This window comes from Comamonas sp. CMM03 (genome assembly GCF_019218715.1).
GTDB lineage: Bacteria > Pseudomonadota > Gammaproteobacteria > Burkholderiales > Burkholderiaceae_C > Comamonas > Comamonas terrigena.
Genome location: NZ_JAHUXB010000001.1, coordinates 540,004 through 555,912, shown reverse-complemented (window position 1 = coordinate 555,912; position 15,909 = coordinate 540,004). Strand labels below are relative to the sequence as shown.

Sequence of the window (15,909 nt, the reverse complement as noted above, 5' to 3'; positions counted from 1 at the left end):
CTCAGGTGTTCGGGCACTTGGGCAGTCGATCAGGCGCTCAGGCAGAAGCCATCCCGGCCATTTTCCTTGGCGCTGTACAGCGCCAGATCGGCCTTCCTCAGCAGCACGCTCAGCGTCAGCGTGTCGGTGGCATCCAGCGCCACCACGCCGATGCTGATCGTAGGGCGCAGCGTCTTGCCCTCGTCCACCTCGATAGTCAGAGCCCGGATGGCGGCGCACAACCGCTCGGCCGTCGCACTGGCTTCCTGGGCGTCGGCACCGGGCAGCAGCAGGGCAAACTCCTCCCCGCCCATGCGCCCCAGCAGCTCGTGCGGCCGCAGCGACTGCACCACCGTGCGGCTCACTGCCTGCAGCACCACATCCCCGGCCGCATGCCCATAGGTGTCGTTGACGCGCTTGAACCAGTCCAGGTCCAGCATCAGCAGGGCTACCGGTTGGCGGCCATGGGCCAGCCGCGCCAGGATGCGGTGGGCCTGCTCGCTGAAAGCCGCCCGGGTCAGCATGCCGGTCAGGTGGTCGTGGGTGGACGAATGCTCCAGCCGGGCCATGGCGTCGCCCCAGTGGTTGCGCGCACAGGCCACGGTCAGCAGGGTCACACTCAGCATGGACAGGCCCAGGCGCATGGACATGGCGGCTTCGGCGTTCTGGGAGCTGAAATCGAAGTCCTTGAGCACCAGCAGGAACACATGCCAGCTGCCGGCCAGAAAGCACAGCAGCGACACCGTGAACACCCGGTAGCTCAGCGCGCACAGCACCAGGCCGGGCAGCAGCAGCAGCGGTACCCCGGGCCCGCCGATGTACAGGCCCACGCCCATCAGCACCACCAGCACCGCCAGCGGCGCCACGGACCGCCCCCATGCCCGCTCGCCGCTGCGCCACAGGCGCCGGGCCGCGCCCAGCGGCGGCACATTCAGCAGCAGGGGAATGATCAGGCACATGTGCATCATCTCCGCACCAAACCACATCATGGCCGTGCGCTGCCAGCTGCGCTGCAGCAGGTACTGCATGGCCCCGCCCCCCAGCAGCGCACCCACGGCACTGGCGATGCACACACCCACCACCACATGGAACACCCCCACCGGCGAGCGCATCTGGACCACGCTCGCAGCATGCTGGCGCAGGTACAGCCAGCCGCAGGCGATCCCCCCCAGGTTGGCCAGCGTCAGCAGCAGCACCTTCAGAAACCAGCCTTCGCCGGCATAGCTGCCCAGCAGAAAGCCCAGCGTGGCCAGCCCCCAGCCCTGCGGCTGCGCCATGACCGGGAAGCGCACAATCAGTCCCAGCATCAGCGCATTGGACAGCCAGAAAAAAGACAGCAGACTGGGCGACTTGCTGGTGGTGGCCACCGCGCACGCCACCAGCACCGTGGCCCCCAGGACGGCATGCTCCAGTCTGAAGCCGGCCGCCACCCGATTGGCACGAATCTCGAATGCAGGCATCAACACCCCCTCGCCGGCAACTGCACCGGCCGCCATTCCATGTCGTGGTGTCCCGCATCGATGCACAAGCCACACGTAGCACTGAGAACCGGCTGTCACCCACCCCGATAGAACCACAATCTGTATCTACGTGTAATCAGATAAAACCGACAAATCGCCTGTTTCTCCCCCAAATATCGCCCGCAGGTACCCTGCACCCACCTGGCGCATGGCGGCAAAGTGCAGCCAATGTCGCACAGGGCCTGCGTCGCTGTGCGCCCTGTCGATGGACGGCACAGCGATGGACCGGGGACCGATGGACCGCGTACCGGCCCGCACCGCGCGGCGCGGCGAAGCGGCAGCTCCAGGCCTCACAGGTCCCGGCGAATCAGCGCCCCGGTGAACAGCACCGGCCCCGTAGGCCCGGTGGCGCTGGGCACGCCGCCCTTGGGCTCCAGGCTGATCGCCAGGGTTGGAACCGCCTTGACATCGGTCTCCTGCACCGCCAGCTGCGCCACCCGGCCCTCGCCCACCACGCCCAGGGAGCGCGGTGCGCCCTGCGGCGGCAGGGCCCACAGCTGCAGCGACTTGCTCTCCGCTTCCCGAAAGCCGCTGACCCGCTGCAGCACCAGCTGGTTGTGCCGGGGGTCGAAGGTCACCAGCATGGAGGCATCGGCCTTGCCGTCCGCCAGCACGGCCACATACTGAATCTGGGGGGCCGCCTGCAAGGCGGCCTGCGTGGTCTGCAGCTCGGTGCGCAGCGCCGACAGCTGCTGCTGCGTGCTCTGCTGCAGCCCGTGGTGCGTCCACAGCCCCACCGACACCGCCACCACCGTGGCCAGGCTGCCCGCCAGCGCCAGCCCGCGCCACCAGGACAGCGCCTGCCCCAGCTTCCCCACCTGGGGCGCGGCCTCAGCGGCACTGCGCTGCGCCCTCCATTGGGCCTGCTGTTGGTCGGCCAGCACCAGGTTGGCAATGCGGGTCCAGACCGCCGCGTCCGGCTGCACCGGCGTCTGCACCTCGGAAAACGCGGACCAGCGGCCCTGCCACAGCAGCGCGGCCGCCCGCACCTGGGCATGGTCGCGCGCCAGCTGCTCGAAGCGTCGGCGCGCCCCGCCGCGCAGCGTACCCAGCGCATAGGCCGCCGCCAGGCGGTCAAGCAGTTCAGGGTTGCGGGTCAGATGCATGGTGAACACTCCTCACACTCAGACATGGCGGGCCATGCACTTGCGCAATTGCTCCAGGCTGCGCCGCATCCAGGTCTTCACGGTGCCCAGCGGCAGCTTCAAGGTGCTGGCCAGCTCGCTGTGGCTCAGATCCCGCAGATAGGCCAGGCTCACCACCTGGCGCTGGGCATGCTCCAGCCGCTGCAGGCACTGGTGCAGCGCGGCCGCCTGTTCGCTGGCCTCGGCCCCCTGCTGGGGGCCCGGGGCCATCTGCTCCTGGGCGAGCGCATCGATCTCGGCCAGATCGTCGATCGCCACCTGCAGATGCAGGCGCTCGGCCCGGCGCCGGCGCAGGAAATCCAGGGCTCGGCTGCGCACCAGCAAGCCCATCCAGGCCAGCGGCGGGCTCAGCGAGGCACGGTAGGCCCCGGCATTGCGCCAGATGCCCAGAAAACTCTCCTGCAGCACATCCTCGGCCCACTCCCGGTTGCCGACGATGCGCAGCGCCAGCCCGTACAGCCGCGCAGCCGTCTGGTCGTACAGCAGCTTGAGCGCCGGTTCCTCCCGGCGGGCGACGCGGTCGAGTAAGTCCATCAGTTCGTGGTCCGGTGTAGATGCGCTCATACAGCCATTGTGCGCACAAGCACTGGCGGCATGCGGCGCTGTTGGATTGCCGCCAAGGCGGATTACCGGCCTTGCCTCTCCTCCTGTACGCAGCATCGCGACCAGTGGATGCGGCCCACGGGGGAATGTGCACACAAAATATTTTTCAAAAACCTGAATCCACGGCCTCCCCGCCTGCGTATAGCCAGTGTCGGGCACTGCCACCAGCGGCCTCCAAGCACTACCAAGTGCTCCCAAGCGCCGCCAATGGCCACCGCCCACCGTCCACAAGGAGTCACCGTGCCCCTCCACTGGTTTGCAGGCTGTCCTTCCCCCCTGGTCCCACGCTGCGGCGTTCCGGGCGCCAGCGGCGTGCGGCCCGCCACGGCGCCCGCCATGCTGCTGGGGAATGCGGCGCCGGCACAGGGCAGCGCTCCAACCCAGACCCTGGACACCTCTTCCCGCCCACAGTCCTGGGAGCCGGCACATGCCGCCGGCCCTGCCTGCCGGGACCTCCTTCCCTCTTTGGAGCGCCACGACCTCACCCAGGTCGCGCGCCATCCGGCCGCCGCTGACACCCTGCCCGCCAGGCGCACGGGTTTCAACGTTGGAACGCACCGTGCCCGCGAACGCACCGCCGTTCGGGGGCTGGCGCGCAGCAGTACCGGGGCAGCCAGCCCATTTGCCCGGTGCGTTTCTTGTCCACCTTGTTCGAGGAAATTCTCATGAAACCGCTACATGCATTCCCACTGGCCGCCGTCTGTGCCTCGGTACTGGGCCTGACCGCCTGTTCGTCCATGGGTCCCCATCCCATGTATTCGCAGTCCGCATTGCCCGCCCCCGTGCAGGTTCCGGCGGGCCACAAAGTGGCCATGGAAACCGTGGGTATCGGCCAGATCACCTATGAATGCCGCGCCAAGAAGGACATGGCCTCCGAGCACGAATGGGTGTTTGTCGGCCCCGATGCCAAGCTGCAGACCCGCAGCGGATCGGTCATCGGCAAATACTGGGGCCCGCCCGCCACCTGGGAGAACAACGACGGCTCCAAGGTCACCGCGACCCAGGTGGCCGTGGCCCCTGCCGGCATGGGCAACATCCCGCTGCAGCTGGTCAAGGCCAACCCGGCCATGGGCATGGGCGCCATGCAGGGCGTGACCTACATCCAGCGCGTGGCCACCAAGGGCGGGGTCGCACCCGCCATGGCCTGCAGCGCAGCCAACCTGGGCAGCAAGCAGGTGGTGCCCTACCAGGCCGACTATATTTTCTGGAAAGCCGCCTGACCGGGCTGCCCCGGGCGTACCTCCCCACCGCCAGCTAGGGGGTGCCCGGGGCCATCCCTGTCCATGGCGCCCTACCACTTTGGATGGGCTTGCGGAGGGCTGGCGGCAGGCTGGCAAGGTGCGGCCGCCCGCGCCAGACCTCCCGCCAAAACGCAGCGCCCCACAGGAGCGGCGCCAACCGGCTATCATCCCCGGCTTCCTGACTCGGGCCCTGTGCCCTCCCTGGCTCCTCCATGTCCACCACCTTGCCCGTTCTGTATTCCTTCCGCCGCTGCCCCTACGCCATCCGCGCCCGTCTGGCGCTGGCACATGCCGGGCTGGCCTGCGAACTGCGGGAAGTGAATCTGCGTGCCAAGCCCCAGGCGCTGTTGGATGCCTCGCCCAAGGGCACGGTGCCGGTGCTGGTGCTGGCCGACGGCACGGTGATCGACCAGAGCCTGGAAGTCATGCTGCACGCGCTGCGCAGCAACGACCCCGATGCCTGGCTGGCCCCCACCGCCGGCAGCCTGGACGACATGCTGGCCCTGATCGCCCGCAACGACGGCTTCTTCAAGCAGGCCCTGGACCGCTGCAAATACCCGGAGCGCTACAGCGCCGAGGAAGTGAACCAGGCCCAGGCCGACGCCATCACCTGGCTGGCCGCGCTGGACGACCAGCTGGCCGACACCGGCTACCTGTTCGGCCTGAACCCCAGCCTGGCCGATATGGCGCTGCGCCCCTTTGTGCGCCAGTTCGCCCGCATCGACGAGGCCCAGTGGGCCGAACAGCCCTGGCCCCACCTGCAGGACTGGCTGCAGCGCTGGATCGATTCGGCCCTGTTTGCCGAAGTGATGGAAACCTACCCCGGCTGGGTGGCCGGCACCACCGGCCCGCTGTTCAGCGCGGCCAGCGTGGAATCGGACTGAGCGCCCCGGGCCAGGCTGCGACTGCCTGCCCCCTCCTCGCCGGCGCAGGCCCTGCGCCCCTGCGCTCACTTCTTGGATGTGAACCAGCTGCCCGGCTGGCGGGTCGGCGCGGCATTGCGGCTGCGGCCGCCATTGCCATTGCCCTTCTCATTGCGCTTTCCATCCCCCGCCCGCGCACTGCCTGAATCGTTGCGACCGGCACTGCCTGCACTACGGCGGTCGCCACTGCGCGGCACGTCACGCGGGCGCTCGCCCGGGCTGCGGTAGCGCACGGCCACACCGCCGGCCGTCGTGCGGTCCGCCGGCGTGCCCGCCGCGTCCGTTCCCCAGTGGATATCTGCGCGCGCTATGGCCCTCCACTGCCCCGGCGCCAGATCCCCCAGCTCCAGGTTGGCAATGCTGCGGCGCTGCAGGCGCAGCGTGGGGTGGCCGATGGCGGCAGTCATCTTGCGCACCTGGCGGTTCTTGCCTTCCACCACGGTGATGGCCAGCCACCAGTCCTGCACGCTCTTGCGCACCCGCACCGGCGGGTCGCGCGGCGCCACCGCGGGTTGGGGGTCCAGCAGCTGCACCTCGCAGGGCAAGGTGGTGTAGTCCTCGATGCGCAGACCGGCCCGCATCTTTTCCAGCGCCGCCGCGTCGGGCAGGCGCTCCACCAGCACCCAGTAGGTCTTGGGCTTCTGGTAGCGCGGGTGCAGCAGCTGCTCGATCAGCGGCCCGTCATCGGTCAGCAGCAGCAGGCCTTCGGAGTCCTTGTCCAGCCGCCCCGCCGGGTAGACGCCGGGCGGCAGGTCGAACTCGGCCAGCGAACGGGCACCGTCCTCCGGCGTGAACTGGGACAGCACGCCATAGGGCTTGTGAAAAAGGATGTACTGGGGCATGGGGTGGAGATTGTCGCGCCAAGTGGGGCCGCTGCACGCGGCCACAAAAAAGCCCCGGCATGCCGGGGCTGTGCAGCGCGTGTCGCGTGCGGTCCGTGCTCAGCGGCGGCGCACCAGCAAGGTGGCAATCACCCCGAAGAACAGCACAAAGCAGACAAAGGACCAGTTGGCAATCGAGCCGCCCAGGAAGGTCCAGTCGATCGCCGTGCAGTCGCCCGAACCCCGGAAGATCATGGGGATGGCGCGGCTGAGGGAATAGTTTTCGATCATGCCGTAGAAATCGCGGCCGCAGCTGGCGAATTCGGGCGGGTACCACTGCAGCCAGCTCTGGCGCGCGGCCACGAAGGCGCCGAAGCCGCTGGCCAGCAGCGCCAGCACGCCCCAGCCCATCCACCAGCCCTTGTTCGGGCGCAGGCTGGCCAGGCCGGTCAGCACCGCCACCAGCACCAGCGCATAGCGCTGCACGATGCACATGGGGCACGGCTCCAGCCCCTGCACATGCTGCAGGTACATGCCAAACGCCAGCAGGGCCACACAGGCCAGGCTGATCAGGGCCAGCACGCGGCGCGGGGCCTGGCTGAGGGTATTTACAAACTGCATGTCCATCCTTGTCTGGCCAACTCCAGGCCCGGGGCCGGGCAGGCGCCCTGCCCCATGCAGGATGCCTACCCTCAGATACCGGCAGCGGCGTCCACGAACACCTTGGCGCGGCGCGGGGTGACCACCAGGGTCTCCCCTTCGCGCAGCGCCATCTCATGGAACTGCTGTGCGGGAATCTGGGCTTCGATCAGCTGATCTTCGCCACCATTGTCCGCTGCTTGGGTGCCATCGGCGGGAATAAGTTCCAGGCGTGCGATGGGGCCCACCACAATCGCGCGCGCCAGCTGCACCACGATGCCGGTGGGGCGACCCTGCAGGTCCACATTCTGCCCGGACGAATAACGCTCCACGTCCAGGTCGTGCGGGCGCACATAGGCAAAGGCGTTGGAGTTGGACGCGCCATTGGCCTCGGCACTCTCCAGCTGCAGGCCCTCGTCCAGGTAGACGCGGCCATCGCTGGCGCGGCCCTTGAACAGGTTCACATCGCCCAGGAAGCCGTAGACAAACGGGCTGGCCGGGTTGTCCCACACCTGCTGCGGCGTGCCTTCCTGTTCGATCTTGCCCTTGTTGATGACGACCACACGGTCGGCCACTTCCAACGCCTCTTCCTGGTCGTGGGTCACGAAGATGGAGGTCACATGCAGCTCGTCGTGCAGACGGCGCAGCCAGCGGCGCAGCTCCTTGCGCACCTTGGCGTCCAGCGCGCCGAACGGCTCGTCCAGCAGCAGCACCTTGGGCTCCACCGCCAGCGCGCGCGCCAGGGCGATACGTTGGCGCTGGCCGCCGGACAGCTGCGAGGGGAAGCGGTCGGCAATCCAGTCCAGCTGCACCAGCTTGAGCAGGTTCATCACCTTCTCCTTGATCTGGGCTTCGCTGGGGCGTTCGCTGCGCGGCTTCACGCGCAGGCCGAAGGCCACGTTCTCGAACACGGTCATGTGGCGGAACAGCGCGTAGTGCTGGAAGACAAAGCCCACGTTGCGGTCGCGCACATGCACGTCGGTGGTGTCAGCGCCGCTGAAATGGATGCTGCCCACATCGGGTGTTTCCAGCCCGGCGATGATGCGCAGCAGCGTGGTCTTGCCGCAGCCCGACGGGCCCAGCAGCGCGATCAGTTCGCCCGACTTGATATCGAGGCTGACATCGCGCAGGGCCTGGAAGTCGCCAAACTGCTTGCTGACATTGCGGATTTCGATGCTCATGGTGTTCTCGGATTCGGTTGCAGCGCCGGCCTTCAGGGCTGGACGGTCACGGGGGTCGGGCGCTCGGGCGGCAGCTCGGCGGCAGCCTTGCGCTGTTGTTCGGATTTCCACTCGGCCACGGTCTTGATGACCAGTGTCACCAGGGCCAGCAGCGCCAGCAGCGAGGCAGCGGCAAACGCGGCGACGGACTGGTATTCGTTGTAGAGAATTTCGACATGCAGCGGGATGGTGTTGGTCTGGCCGCGGATGTGGCCGGAGACCACCGACACCGCACCGAACTCGCCCATGGCACGGGCGTTACACAGAATCACCCCGTACAGCAGGCCCCACTTGATGTTGGGCAGCGTCACATGCCAGAAGGTCTGCCAGCCGCTGGCACCCAGCACGATGGCGGCCTGCTCCTCGTCATTGCCCTGCGCCTGCATCAGCGGGATCAGCTCCCGGGCAATGAAGGGGAAGGTCACGAACACGGTCGCCAGCACGATGCCTGGCACGGCGAAGATGATCTTGATGTCATGGGCCTGCAGCCAGGGACCGAGCCAGCCATTGGCGCCAAACACCAGCACGTACATCAGGCCCGCCACCACCGGCGAGATGGAGAACGGCAGATCGATCAGCGTGGTCAGGAAGGCCTTGCCCTTGAACTCGTACTTGGCAATGCACCAGGCCGCGGCCACGCCGAACACCAGGTTCAGCGGCACGGCAATGACGGCCGTGATCAGGGTCAACTTGATGGCCGACCAGGCATCGGGCTCGCGCAGACCGTCCAGGTAGGCGCTCCAGCCCTTGCGCAGCGCCTCGGTGAACACAGCAGCCAGCGGCAGCACCAGGAACAGGGCGATGAAGGCCAGCGCCACACCGGTCAGGATCCAGCGCACGGCGCGCGACTCGGTGGTCGTCACTTTCTCGGGCTTGGCGCCCTTCTTGGGGGCCGTCAGCCGGTAGGCCAGCAGCACCGCCACCAGGATGGCGCCCAGCACCTGGAACAGGAAATAGTGCTGTTCGTTGAAATTCAGATTCATGCGGGTGCTCCCGAATGGCGACGCTGCCAGGCCTGCAGGGCGTTGATGACCAGCAGCATGGCAAAGGAGAAGACCAGCATCACCACGGCCACGGCGGTGGCACCGGTGTAGTCGTACTGTTCGAGCTTGCCGATGATGATCAGCGGCGTGATTTCGGAGACCATGGGCATGTTGCCGGCAATGAAGATCACCGAGCCGTATTCACCCAGGGCGCGGGCAAAGGCCATGGCAAAACCGGTCAGCAAGGCCGGCGTGATGGCGGGCAGGATCACCTTGTAGAAGATCTGCCAGCGCGAGGCACCCAGGCTGGTGGCCGCCTCTTCCAGCTCCTTTTCGGAGTCTTCGAGCACAGGCTGCACCGTGCGCACCACAAAGGGCAGGCCAATGAAGATCAGCGCAATCACCACCCCGTTGGGGTTGAACGCCAGTTGGATGCCCAGCGGCTCCAGGTACTGGCCCACCCAGCCGTTGCCGGCCAGCAAGGCGGTCAGGGAGATGCCGGCCACGGCGGTGGGCAGCGCAAACGGCAGGTCCACCAGCGCATCGACAATCTTCTTGCCGGGGAACTGGTAGCGCACCAGCACCCAGGCCACCAGCAGACCGAACACCAGATTCACCAGGGCGGCCAGAAAACTGGCTCCAAAGGTCAGCCGGTAGGACGCCATCACGCGCGGGGCGGTCACGGCATCCCAGAACTGCGGCCAGGTGAGTGCAAAGGTCTTGAACAACAGGGCTGACAGCGGGATCAGCACAATGATGCTCAGGTAAAACAGCGTATAGCCCAGCGTCAGCCCGAAGCCGGGCAGAACGCGCTTGGCGCCCCCACCCCGTCGCGCCCCGGAAGGTGTGGAGGTGGTGGCGCCAGGCGCTGGGCTGGAAGGAATCGCAGCGGACATGAAGGTTCCCAAACAGCCAGAAGAATCGTTGTAGTTATCGGTCGCGCAGTGCCCACAGCATGCTCTCGGCGCTGGCAGTGCCCACCAGCCACCGGGGTGGCAGGCGGGTCCGGCGCTTACTTACCGGGGGTGTAGATCTCGTCGAACTTGCCGCCGTCGTTGAAGTGCACCTTCTGTGCCTCCGTCAGCGAGCCGAAGTACTTGCCCACCGTGAACTGCTTGAGCGGCTTGAACACGGCGGCGTGCTTCTTGAGCACCGCTTCCGAGCGGGGGCGCAGCGCATGCTTGGCCGCGATTTCCTGGGCTTCATCCGAGTACAGATAGTCCAGATAGGCCTTGGCCAGCTGGCCCGAGCCCTTCTTGGCGGCGGTGCGCTCGACCACGGCCACGGGGTTCTCCGCCACGATGGAGGACGAGGGGTAGACCGCATCCACCTTGCCCTGGCCGAATTCGCGGTCCACCGAGATCACTTCGGATTCGAAGGTGATCAGCACGTCGCCGATGTTGCGTTGCAGGAAGATGCTGGTCGCGTCGCGGCCGCCCTTGCCCAGCACGGGCACGTTCTTGTAGAGCTGCTTGACGAATTCCTGCGCCTGCGCGTCCGTGCCGCCGGCTTCACGCACCGAACCCCAGGCCGCCAGATAGGCGTAACGGCCATTGCCACCGGTCTTGGGGTTGACCACCACCACCTTCACGTCGGGGCGGGTCAGGTCCTTCCAGTCCTTGATGTTCTTGGGGTTGCCGTTGCGCACCAGGAACAGCATGGTCGAGGTGGTGGGCGATGCATCGTTGGGGAATTTCTTGGCCCAGTCCTTGGCGACCACACCGTTGGCGGCCAGGAAGTCGACGTCGGTGGTGGTGTTGAAGGTCACCACATCGGCCGCCAGACCGTCGTTCACGGCGCGCGCCTGGGCGCTGGAGCCGCCGTGCGACTGGTCGATCTTGATGTCCTTGCCGGTGGTCTTTTTGTAGTGGGCCGCGAAAGCCTGGTTGTAGTCCTTATAGAACTCACGGGCCACGTCGTACGAGACGTTCAGCAATTGGTCCTGCGCCGACGCCACGCCGCTGGCTGCCAGTGCGAGAGTGGCCAAAAGGGTCTTGAGCTTCAAAGAGGTCATGGTGTCTGCCTGCAAGAACGAACGTGTCGTTTTGTTTATGGATACAGCCATTGTGAAGACGCCTGTTTAAAACTCAAAAGAATATATTCTTTTAAATTTATCGAATTTTGAAATAAAGAGCCTATTGCGCCCACCGCCCAGGCCACAGCCACACGCCTTTCCTCATCGTTTTTCTCTATATGTCTCAATTTTTTTATAGACATGTCGAAACCCGTACAAACGTCTTTACGACTTGTTACGGTGAACCCTGAAAGGATCCGGTTGATGTCTGTGTTGTTTTTCCTCCCTTGCGGCACGCGGTACGGAAGGGCTGCGCCCTGCCGGACACCGGCCCTGCGCCGTAAACAGGGAGATGTATGGCCCTGAGCATTTCCACCAACATCGCGTCCCTGAACGCACAGCGCAGCCTCAGCCACAGCCAGGCGGGGCTGTCGACCACCATGCAGCGCCTGTCCAGCGGGCTGCGGGTCAACAGCGCCAAGGACGATGCTGCCGGCCTGGCCATTTCCGAGCGCATGTTCAGCCAGGTGCGCGGCATGCAGCAGGCCGCGCGCAATGCCAACGACGGCATCTCCATGCTGCAGACGGCAGAAGGCTCCATCAGCAAGGTCGGCGACATGCTGCAGCGCATGCGCGAACTGGCGGTGCAGTCCATCAACTTCACCAACAGCGACCAGGACCGCCAGGCCTTGCAAGGCGAGGTGGCTCAGCTCAAGCGTGAAATCGACCGCATCGGCATCAGCAGCCAGTTCAACGGCGAATACATCTTCGCGCCCAGCCGCACCAAGGTCGTCGGCTCCGGTGACCCCAGCATCGAGGCGGCGATCGACGGGCTGCAAGGCGGCTGGCTGGAAAACGCCGAAGCCATGATCAAGCAGTACTTCGGTATCGAGGCCACCGGGCAGACCATCAAGTTCGAGTTCACCGACAGCATCGATGGCGCGGGCGGCGTGGCGGCACGCGTATGGTCATCGGTCGGCGCCAGCGGGCCGGGGTCGAACATCCGCATGGAACTGGACATGGCGGACTTCACCAGCAGCACCTCGCTGGACGGTGGCAGCGGCCCGGTCTACTACGACCGCATCATCGCGCACGAGATGACGCACGCCATCATGGCCACGGGGCAAAGCTGGGGGGAGTTGCGTTCCGACACCAGCAACCTGTGGTTCATCGAGGGCGCGGCCGAGTTCATCCACGGCGGCGATGAGCGCATTGCCTCCCACCCCATCAACGACATCGTCAACGACGACCTCACGGCCTGGGGCTCCAGCAGCCTGGACTATGCCTCCGGCTACGCCGCGGTGCGGTACATGCACGAAGAGATCAAGGCCGCCGGGGGCGCCGGGATCAGCGACGTGCTCCAGGCCCTGCAAACCACGCCCGGCCTGACCCTGGATGCCGCCCTCGCGACATACAGCCACGGGGCATTCGCCGACCGTGCGGACTTCTACAGCAAGTACAACGCCGACAAGGCCGCGTTCATCGCCAGCTTCGACCTGGGCAACACCGATGTGGGCGCCGTCGGCGGCGCGGACGTCGATGGCGGCCCGGCCATGAGCCCGGAGAACGTCGTCAACAGCGTGGGCACGCACAGCGGTGAAGACGCACTGGCCGGTTTTGTCGAGGACTGGGGGGATGCCGTGAAGGGCAGCCGGGGCGACTATGGCCGCACACTGGGATTCCAGGTGGGCGCCAACTCCGGTGACTATGTCTACGCCAAGGTCGGCAGCATGAACCTGGGGGCCATGGGGCTGGAGGACCTGGACATCAGCACCGCCGCGGGCGCCACCAAGGCCTTGCGCCGCATCGACCAGGCGCTGGACTACGCCAACGGCCAGCGGACCAAGATCGGTGCCCAGATGTCGCGCTTCGACAGCATCGTGGCCCATCTGCAGACCAGCACCGAGCACCTCTCGGCCAGCCGGGGGCGCATTGTGGATGCGGACTACGCCCAGGAAACGGCGGCGCTGTCGCGCACGCTGATCCTGCAGAAGGTCGGCACGGCCATGGTGGCCCAGGCCAACCAGCGGCCCCAGTCCGTGCTGGCCCTGCTGGGCTGAGCACGCCCGGCAGCGGCGTGTGCCAAGGCCTCCATGTCCGCATGGAGGCCTTTTTTGCGTTCTGCACTCCGGCCAGCGTGCCCTGGTGTGCAGCGCCGGTATTGAAGGTGGTGCCGGTCTTCAGGGGGACGGGGTGGCGGAGTGATGGGGTAACGGGGTGATGGGGCTGACCTGCCTGCCCTCCCCCGCAGCTTTTCTGTCGCCAGGCTCAGGCCCGGGCCGACAAGGTCAGTGGCGCCAGCGCCGCCGACTGCAGGCCTTCTGCGGCCACGCGGGCATCTTCCAGCAGCGACTGCAGCAGACCCCAGCCCAGCGGCCAGTGGCCGTGGCCCGATTCCACATTGATGTGACCGGCGTTCTGCAGGCGCACAAATTCGCTGCCCCAGGCACGGGCATAGGCCCCGGCCAGACGCACCGGACAGTACGGGTCGGTATTGCTGGCCACCAGAATGCTGCGGTAGGGCAGCTGCGCATAGGGTACGGGGGCAAAGTCGGCCAGGGCGCCACGGCGTTCGGGGTCGGCGGGCGCCACCAGCAGCGCACCCTGCACCCGGGCTGCGGCCTCTTCGCCCAGGTGGGCGGTGGTGATGCAGCCCAGGCTGTGGGCGGCAATGACCACCGGTTCGGGCCGCGACAGGATCAGCCGCTCCAGGGCCTGCACCCAGGCATCCCGCCGGGGCGTGAGCCAGTCGTCCTGCACCACGCGCTCGGCCTGCGGCAGTTGCTCCTGCCACAGGGTCTGCCAGTGGCCGGGGCCGGAATCCCGCCAGCCCGGGACGATGATGATGCGTGTGTGCTGCGCCATAGCGTGTGCTCCTTGGGGCGCATTGTCGGCAGCACGGCGCACAAATCCAACGACGGATTTTTTCTTTCCATATAGGCATAAGCATCTGCCACGGCGATCGGGGCACCCGATACCTCCCCTGAAACCGGCTCAGTATGCGGGTCAGTGCCCGGGTCCCAGGCCGCGTCCGGCCCGGGTCAGCGCCCGGGTCCAAGGCCCTGTTCCACCGGATCGGCAGACCGCCGGTGGCCTAGATGAAGGCGCCGTCCTCGGCCTGCGGCGCGCTGGTGCCGGGCATGATCTCCCCCAGAAAATCCAGAAAGCTGCGCACTGCCGGCGACAGCCCGCGCCGCGACGGGAACACCGCGTGCACGATGCCGGGGTGCTGGCTCCACTGCGGCAGCAGCCGCACCAGGCGGCCGTCGTGCAGCGCATCGGTGCACATATAGTCCGGGATCACGCACATGCCCACGCCCTGCAGCGCGGCCATCTTCAGCGACAGCAGATCGTCGGCCACATAGCGCACCGGGTGCTGCACCTGCTCGCTCTGGCCGCGCGGGCCCACCAGGCTCCAGGTGCACAGGCCTTCCTGGGCCGACATGGCAATGGCCGGCAGGTCCTGCAGATCCTGGGGGTCCTGGGGCACGGACTGGCCCTGCAGCACCGAGGGGGCGGCCACCAGGATGCTGCGCGCCACATCCAGGCGCTTGACCACCATGGAGCCGCTGTCCTCCACCGTGTCCCGCACGCGCAGCGCCACATCGATGCCCTCTTCCAGCAGATTGACCGGGTGGTTGGCCACCCGCACTTCCAGCCGCACGCGCGGGTACAGGCGCAGAAACTGCGGCACGCGCTCGGCCAGCACGGTCTGCATCAGCGTCACCGGGCAGCTCACCCGCACCGTGCCGCGCGGCTCGGTCTGCACCTGGGCCACGGTGTCGGCCGCCGCCTCGGCAGCATCCCGCATGGCCTGGCAGTGGCGCAGATAGGCCTCGCCGATCTCGGTCAGCGCCAGCCGCCGCGTGGTGCGCTGCATCAGGCGCACGCCCAGCCGGGCTTCCAGCTCCGAGATGCGGCGCGACAGCCGGGACTTCGGGATGTTCAGCGCCCGGCCCGCCGCAGCAAAGCCGCCGCGCTCCACCACCTCGGCAAAGTACAGCATGTCATTGAGGTCATTCACAGCAAGGCTCCGGCTGATTGTTCCAAATACGAAACAATCTATCGCAAAAATGCAGGCTTATCAAAGATAGTGTCTGCAATCACACTCTATCCATCGCACACAAAGTGCTTCACACACCACTGGATACCAAGGAACACCATGCAACTGCTGCACATTGACTCCTCCATCAACGGTAACAACTCTGCTTCGCGCAAGCTGACGGCCCAGATCGTCGACGCCTGGAAGGCCAAGCACGCTGACACCCAGGTCAGCTACCTGGACCTGGTGGCCGAGGCCCCCAACCACTTCACCTCCGCCGCCATGGCCCCCCGCACCGGCCAGTCCGAAGGTCTGAGCGCCGAGCAAGTGACGGAAAACGCCGTGTCCGAACGCCTGGTGCAGCAATTCCTGGCTGCCGATGTGGTGGTGATCGGTGCTCCGTTCTATAACTTCAGCATCCCCACCCAGCTGAAGGCCTGGATCGACCGCCTGGCCCAGCCCGGCCGCACCTTCCGCTACACCGCCAACGGCCCCGAAGGCCTGGCCAAGGGCAAGACCGTGATCATCGCCTCCTCGCGTGGCGGCATGTACTCCACCAGCGCTGCCGCTGAAGCCATGGAACACCAGGAAAGCTACCTGAAGGTGGTGCTGGGCTTCTTCGGCATCACCGATGTGCGCATCGTCCGCGCCGAAGGCCTGGGCATGGGCCCCGATGCCGTGGCCGCCGCCTTTGCCAGCGCCACCAAGGACGTGCAGACCGTGACCACCGCCGAAGAGGCCGTCGCCGCCTGATGCACCGCACGTTTGTGCTCCCGGCG

General features: G+C 66.7%; 15 protein-coding genes. 4 read left to right on the top strand and 11 right to left on the bottom strand.

All coding sequences use genetic code 11. The features are described 5' to 3' along the window. Positions 1-29 precede the first annotated feature (29 nt). From KW830_RS02680 to KW830_RS02670, 3 genes are all read right to left on the bottom strand, one after another. Positions 30-1,439, bottom strand: coding sequence for a diguanylate cyclase (locus KW830_RS02680; protein WP_218331988.1), 1,410 nt, complete (start codon positions 1,437-1,439; stop codon positions 30-32). A 350-nt stretch (positions 1,440-1,789) separates the two neighbouring features. Continuing rightward, positions 1,790-2,605, bottom strand: a complete 816-nt coding sequence (locus KW830_RS02675) for an anti-sigma factor domain-containing protein (RefSeq protein WP_218331986.1) — start codon at positions 2,603-2,605, stop codon at positions 1,790-1,792. Between the two features lie 18 nt (positions 2,606-2,623). Further along, positions 2,624-3,208 carry a sigma-70 family RNA polymerase sigma factor gene (locus KW830_RS02670; RefSeq protein WP_218331985.1) on the bottom strand — a complete coding sequence of 195 codons (585 nt, stop codon included), beginning with the start codon at positions 3,206-3,208 and terminating at the stop codon, positions 2,624-2,626. Positions 3,209-3,912: 704 nt separating this feature from the next. On the opposite strand from KW830_RS02670, the gene KW830_RS02665 reads away from it, so the two are divergent. Together KW830_RS02665 and KW830_RS02660 are read left to right on the top strand one after the other, a co-directional pair. Then, positions 3,913-4,467 (top strand): DUF3455 domain-containing protein, encoded by a 555-nt coding sequence (locus tag KW830_RS02665; RefSeq protein ID WP_066533340.1) that lies wholly within the window; start codon positions 3,913-3,915, stop codon positions 4,465-4,467. A gap of 233 nt (positions 4,468-4,700) precedes the next feature. Continuing rightward, positions 4,701-5,372, top strand: coding sequence for a glutathione S-transferase (locus tag KW830_RS02660; RefSeq protein WP_218331984.1), 672 nt, complete (start codon positions 4,701-4,703; stop codon positions 5,370-5,372). A gap of 65 nt (positions 5,373-5,437) precedes the next feature. On the opposite strand, the gene KW830_RS02655 is transcribed toward KW830_RS02660, so the two are convergent. The 6 genes from KW830_RS02655 to KW830_RS02630 form a co-directional block, all read right to left on the bottom strand. After that, positions 5,438-6,253 (bottom strand): pseudouridine synthase, encoded by an 816-nt coding sequence (locus KW830_RS02655; protein ID WP_218331983.1) that lies wholly within the window; start codon positions 6,251-6,253, stop codon positions 5,438-5,440. A gap of 99 nt (positions 6,254-6,352) precedes the next feature. Beyond that, positions 6,353-6,853 (bottom strand): disulfide bond formation protein B, encoded by a 501-nt coding sequence (locus KW830_RS02650; RefSeq protein WP_098066403.1) that lies wholly within the window; start codon positions 6,851-6,853, stop codon positions 6,353-6,355. Between the two features lie 71 nt (positions 6,854-6,924). Then, on the bottom strand, positions 6,925-8,052 hold the full coding sequence (locus KW830_RS02645) for a sulfate/molybdate ABC transporter ATP-binding protein (RefSeq protein ID WP_066532854.1): 1,128 nt from the start codon (positions 8,050-8,052) through the stop codon (positions 6,925-6,927). 32 nt (positions 8,053-8,084) lie between these two features. Continuing rightward, the gene (gene cysW / locus KW830_RS02640) at positions 8,085-9,074 is read right to left on the bottom strand and encodes a sulfate ABC transporter permease subunit CysW (RefSeq protein WP_225608653.1); all 990 of its coding nucleotides are present in this window, start codon (positions 9,072-9,074) and stop codon (positions 8,085-8,087) included. Continuing rightward, on the bottom strand, positions 9,071-9,970 hold the full coding sequence (gene cysT, locus KW830_RS02635; RefSeq protein WP_218331982.1) for a sulfate ABC transporter permease subunit CysT: 900 nt from the start codon (positions 9,968-9,970) through the stop codon (positions 9,071-9,073). The genes cysW and cysT overlap by 4 nt, the downstream gene beginning before the upstream one ends. Positions 9,971-10,086: 116 nt before the next feature. Next, a complete protein-coding gene (locus KW830_RS02630) occupies positions 10,087-11,088 on the bottom strand; it encodes a sulfate ABC transporter substrate-binding protein (protein ID WP_066532858.1) in 1,002 nt (333 codons plus the stop codon). A gap of 356 nt (positions 11,089-11,444) precedes the next feature. On the opposite strand from KW830_RS02630, the gene KW830_RS02625 reads away from it, so the two are divergent. Then, positions 11,445-13,148: a flagellinolysin gene (locus KW830_RS02625; protein WP_218331981.1), complete on the top strand. Its 1,704-nt coding sequence runs from the start codon at positions 11,445-11,447 to the stop codon at positions 13,146-13,148. Between the two features lie 208 nt (positions 13,149-13,356). Here KW830_RS02625 and KW830_RS02620 read toward each other — a convergent pair whose 3' ends face one another. Continuing rightward, positions 13,357-13,953 (bottom strand): alpha/beta hydrolase, encoded by a 597-nt coding sequence (locus KW830_RS02620; RefSeq protein WP_066532861.1) that lies wholly within the window; start codon positions 13,951-13,953, stop codon positions 13,357-13,359. A gap of 229 nt (positions 13,954-14,182) precedes the next feature. Beyond that, positions 14,183-15,112: a LysR family transcriptional regulator gene (locus KW830_RS02615; RefSeq protein WP_218331980.1), complete on the bottom strand. Its 930-nt coding sequence runs from the start codon at positions 15,110-15,112 to the stop codon at positions 14,183-14,185. Positions 15,113-15,250: 138 nt separating this feature from the next. Here KW830_RS02615 and KW830_RS02610 point away from each other — a divergent pair, with 138 nt between their 5' ends. Then, positions 15,251-15,883, top strand: coding sequence for an FMN-dependent NADH-azoreductase (locus KW830_RS02610; protein ID WP_218331979.1), 633 nt, complete (start codon positions 15,251-15,253; stop codon positions 15,881-15,883). Positions 15,884-15,909: the final 26 nt, after the last annotated feature.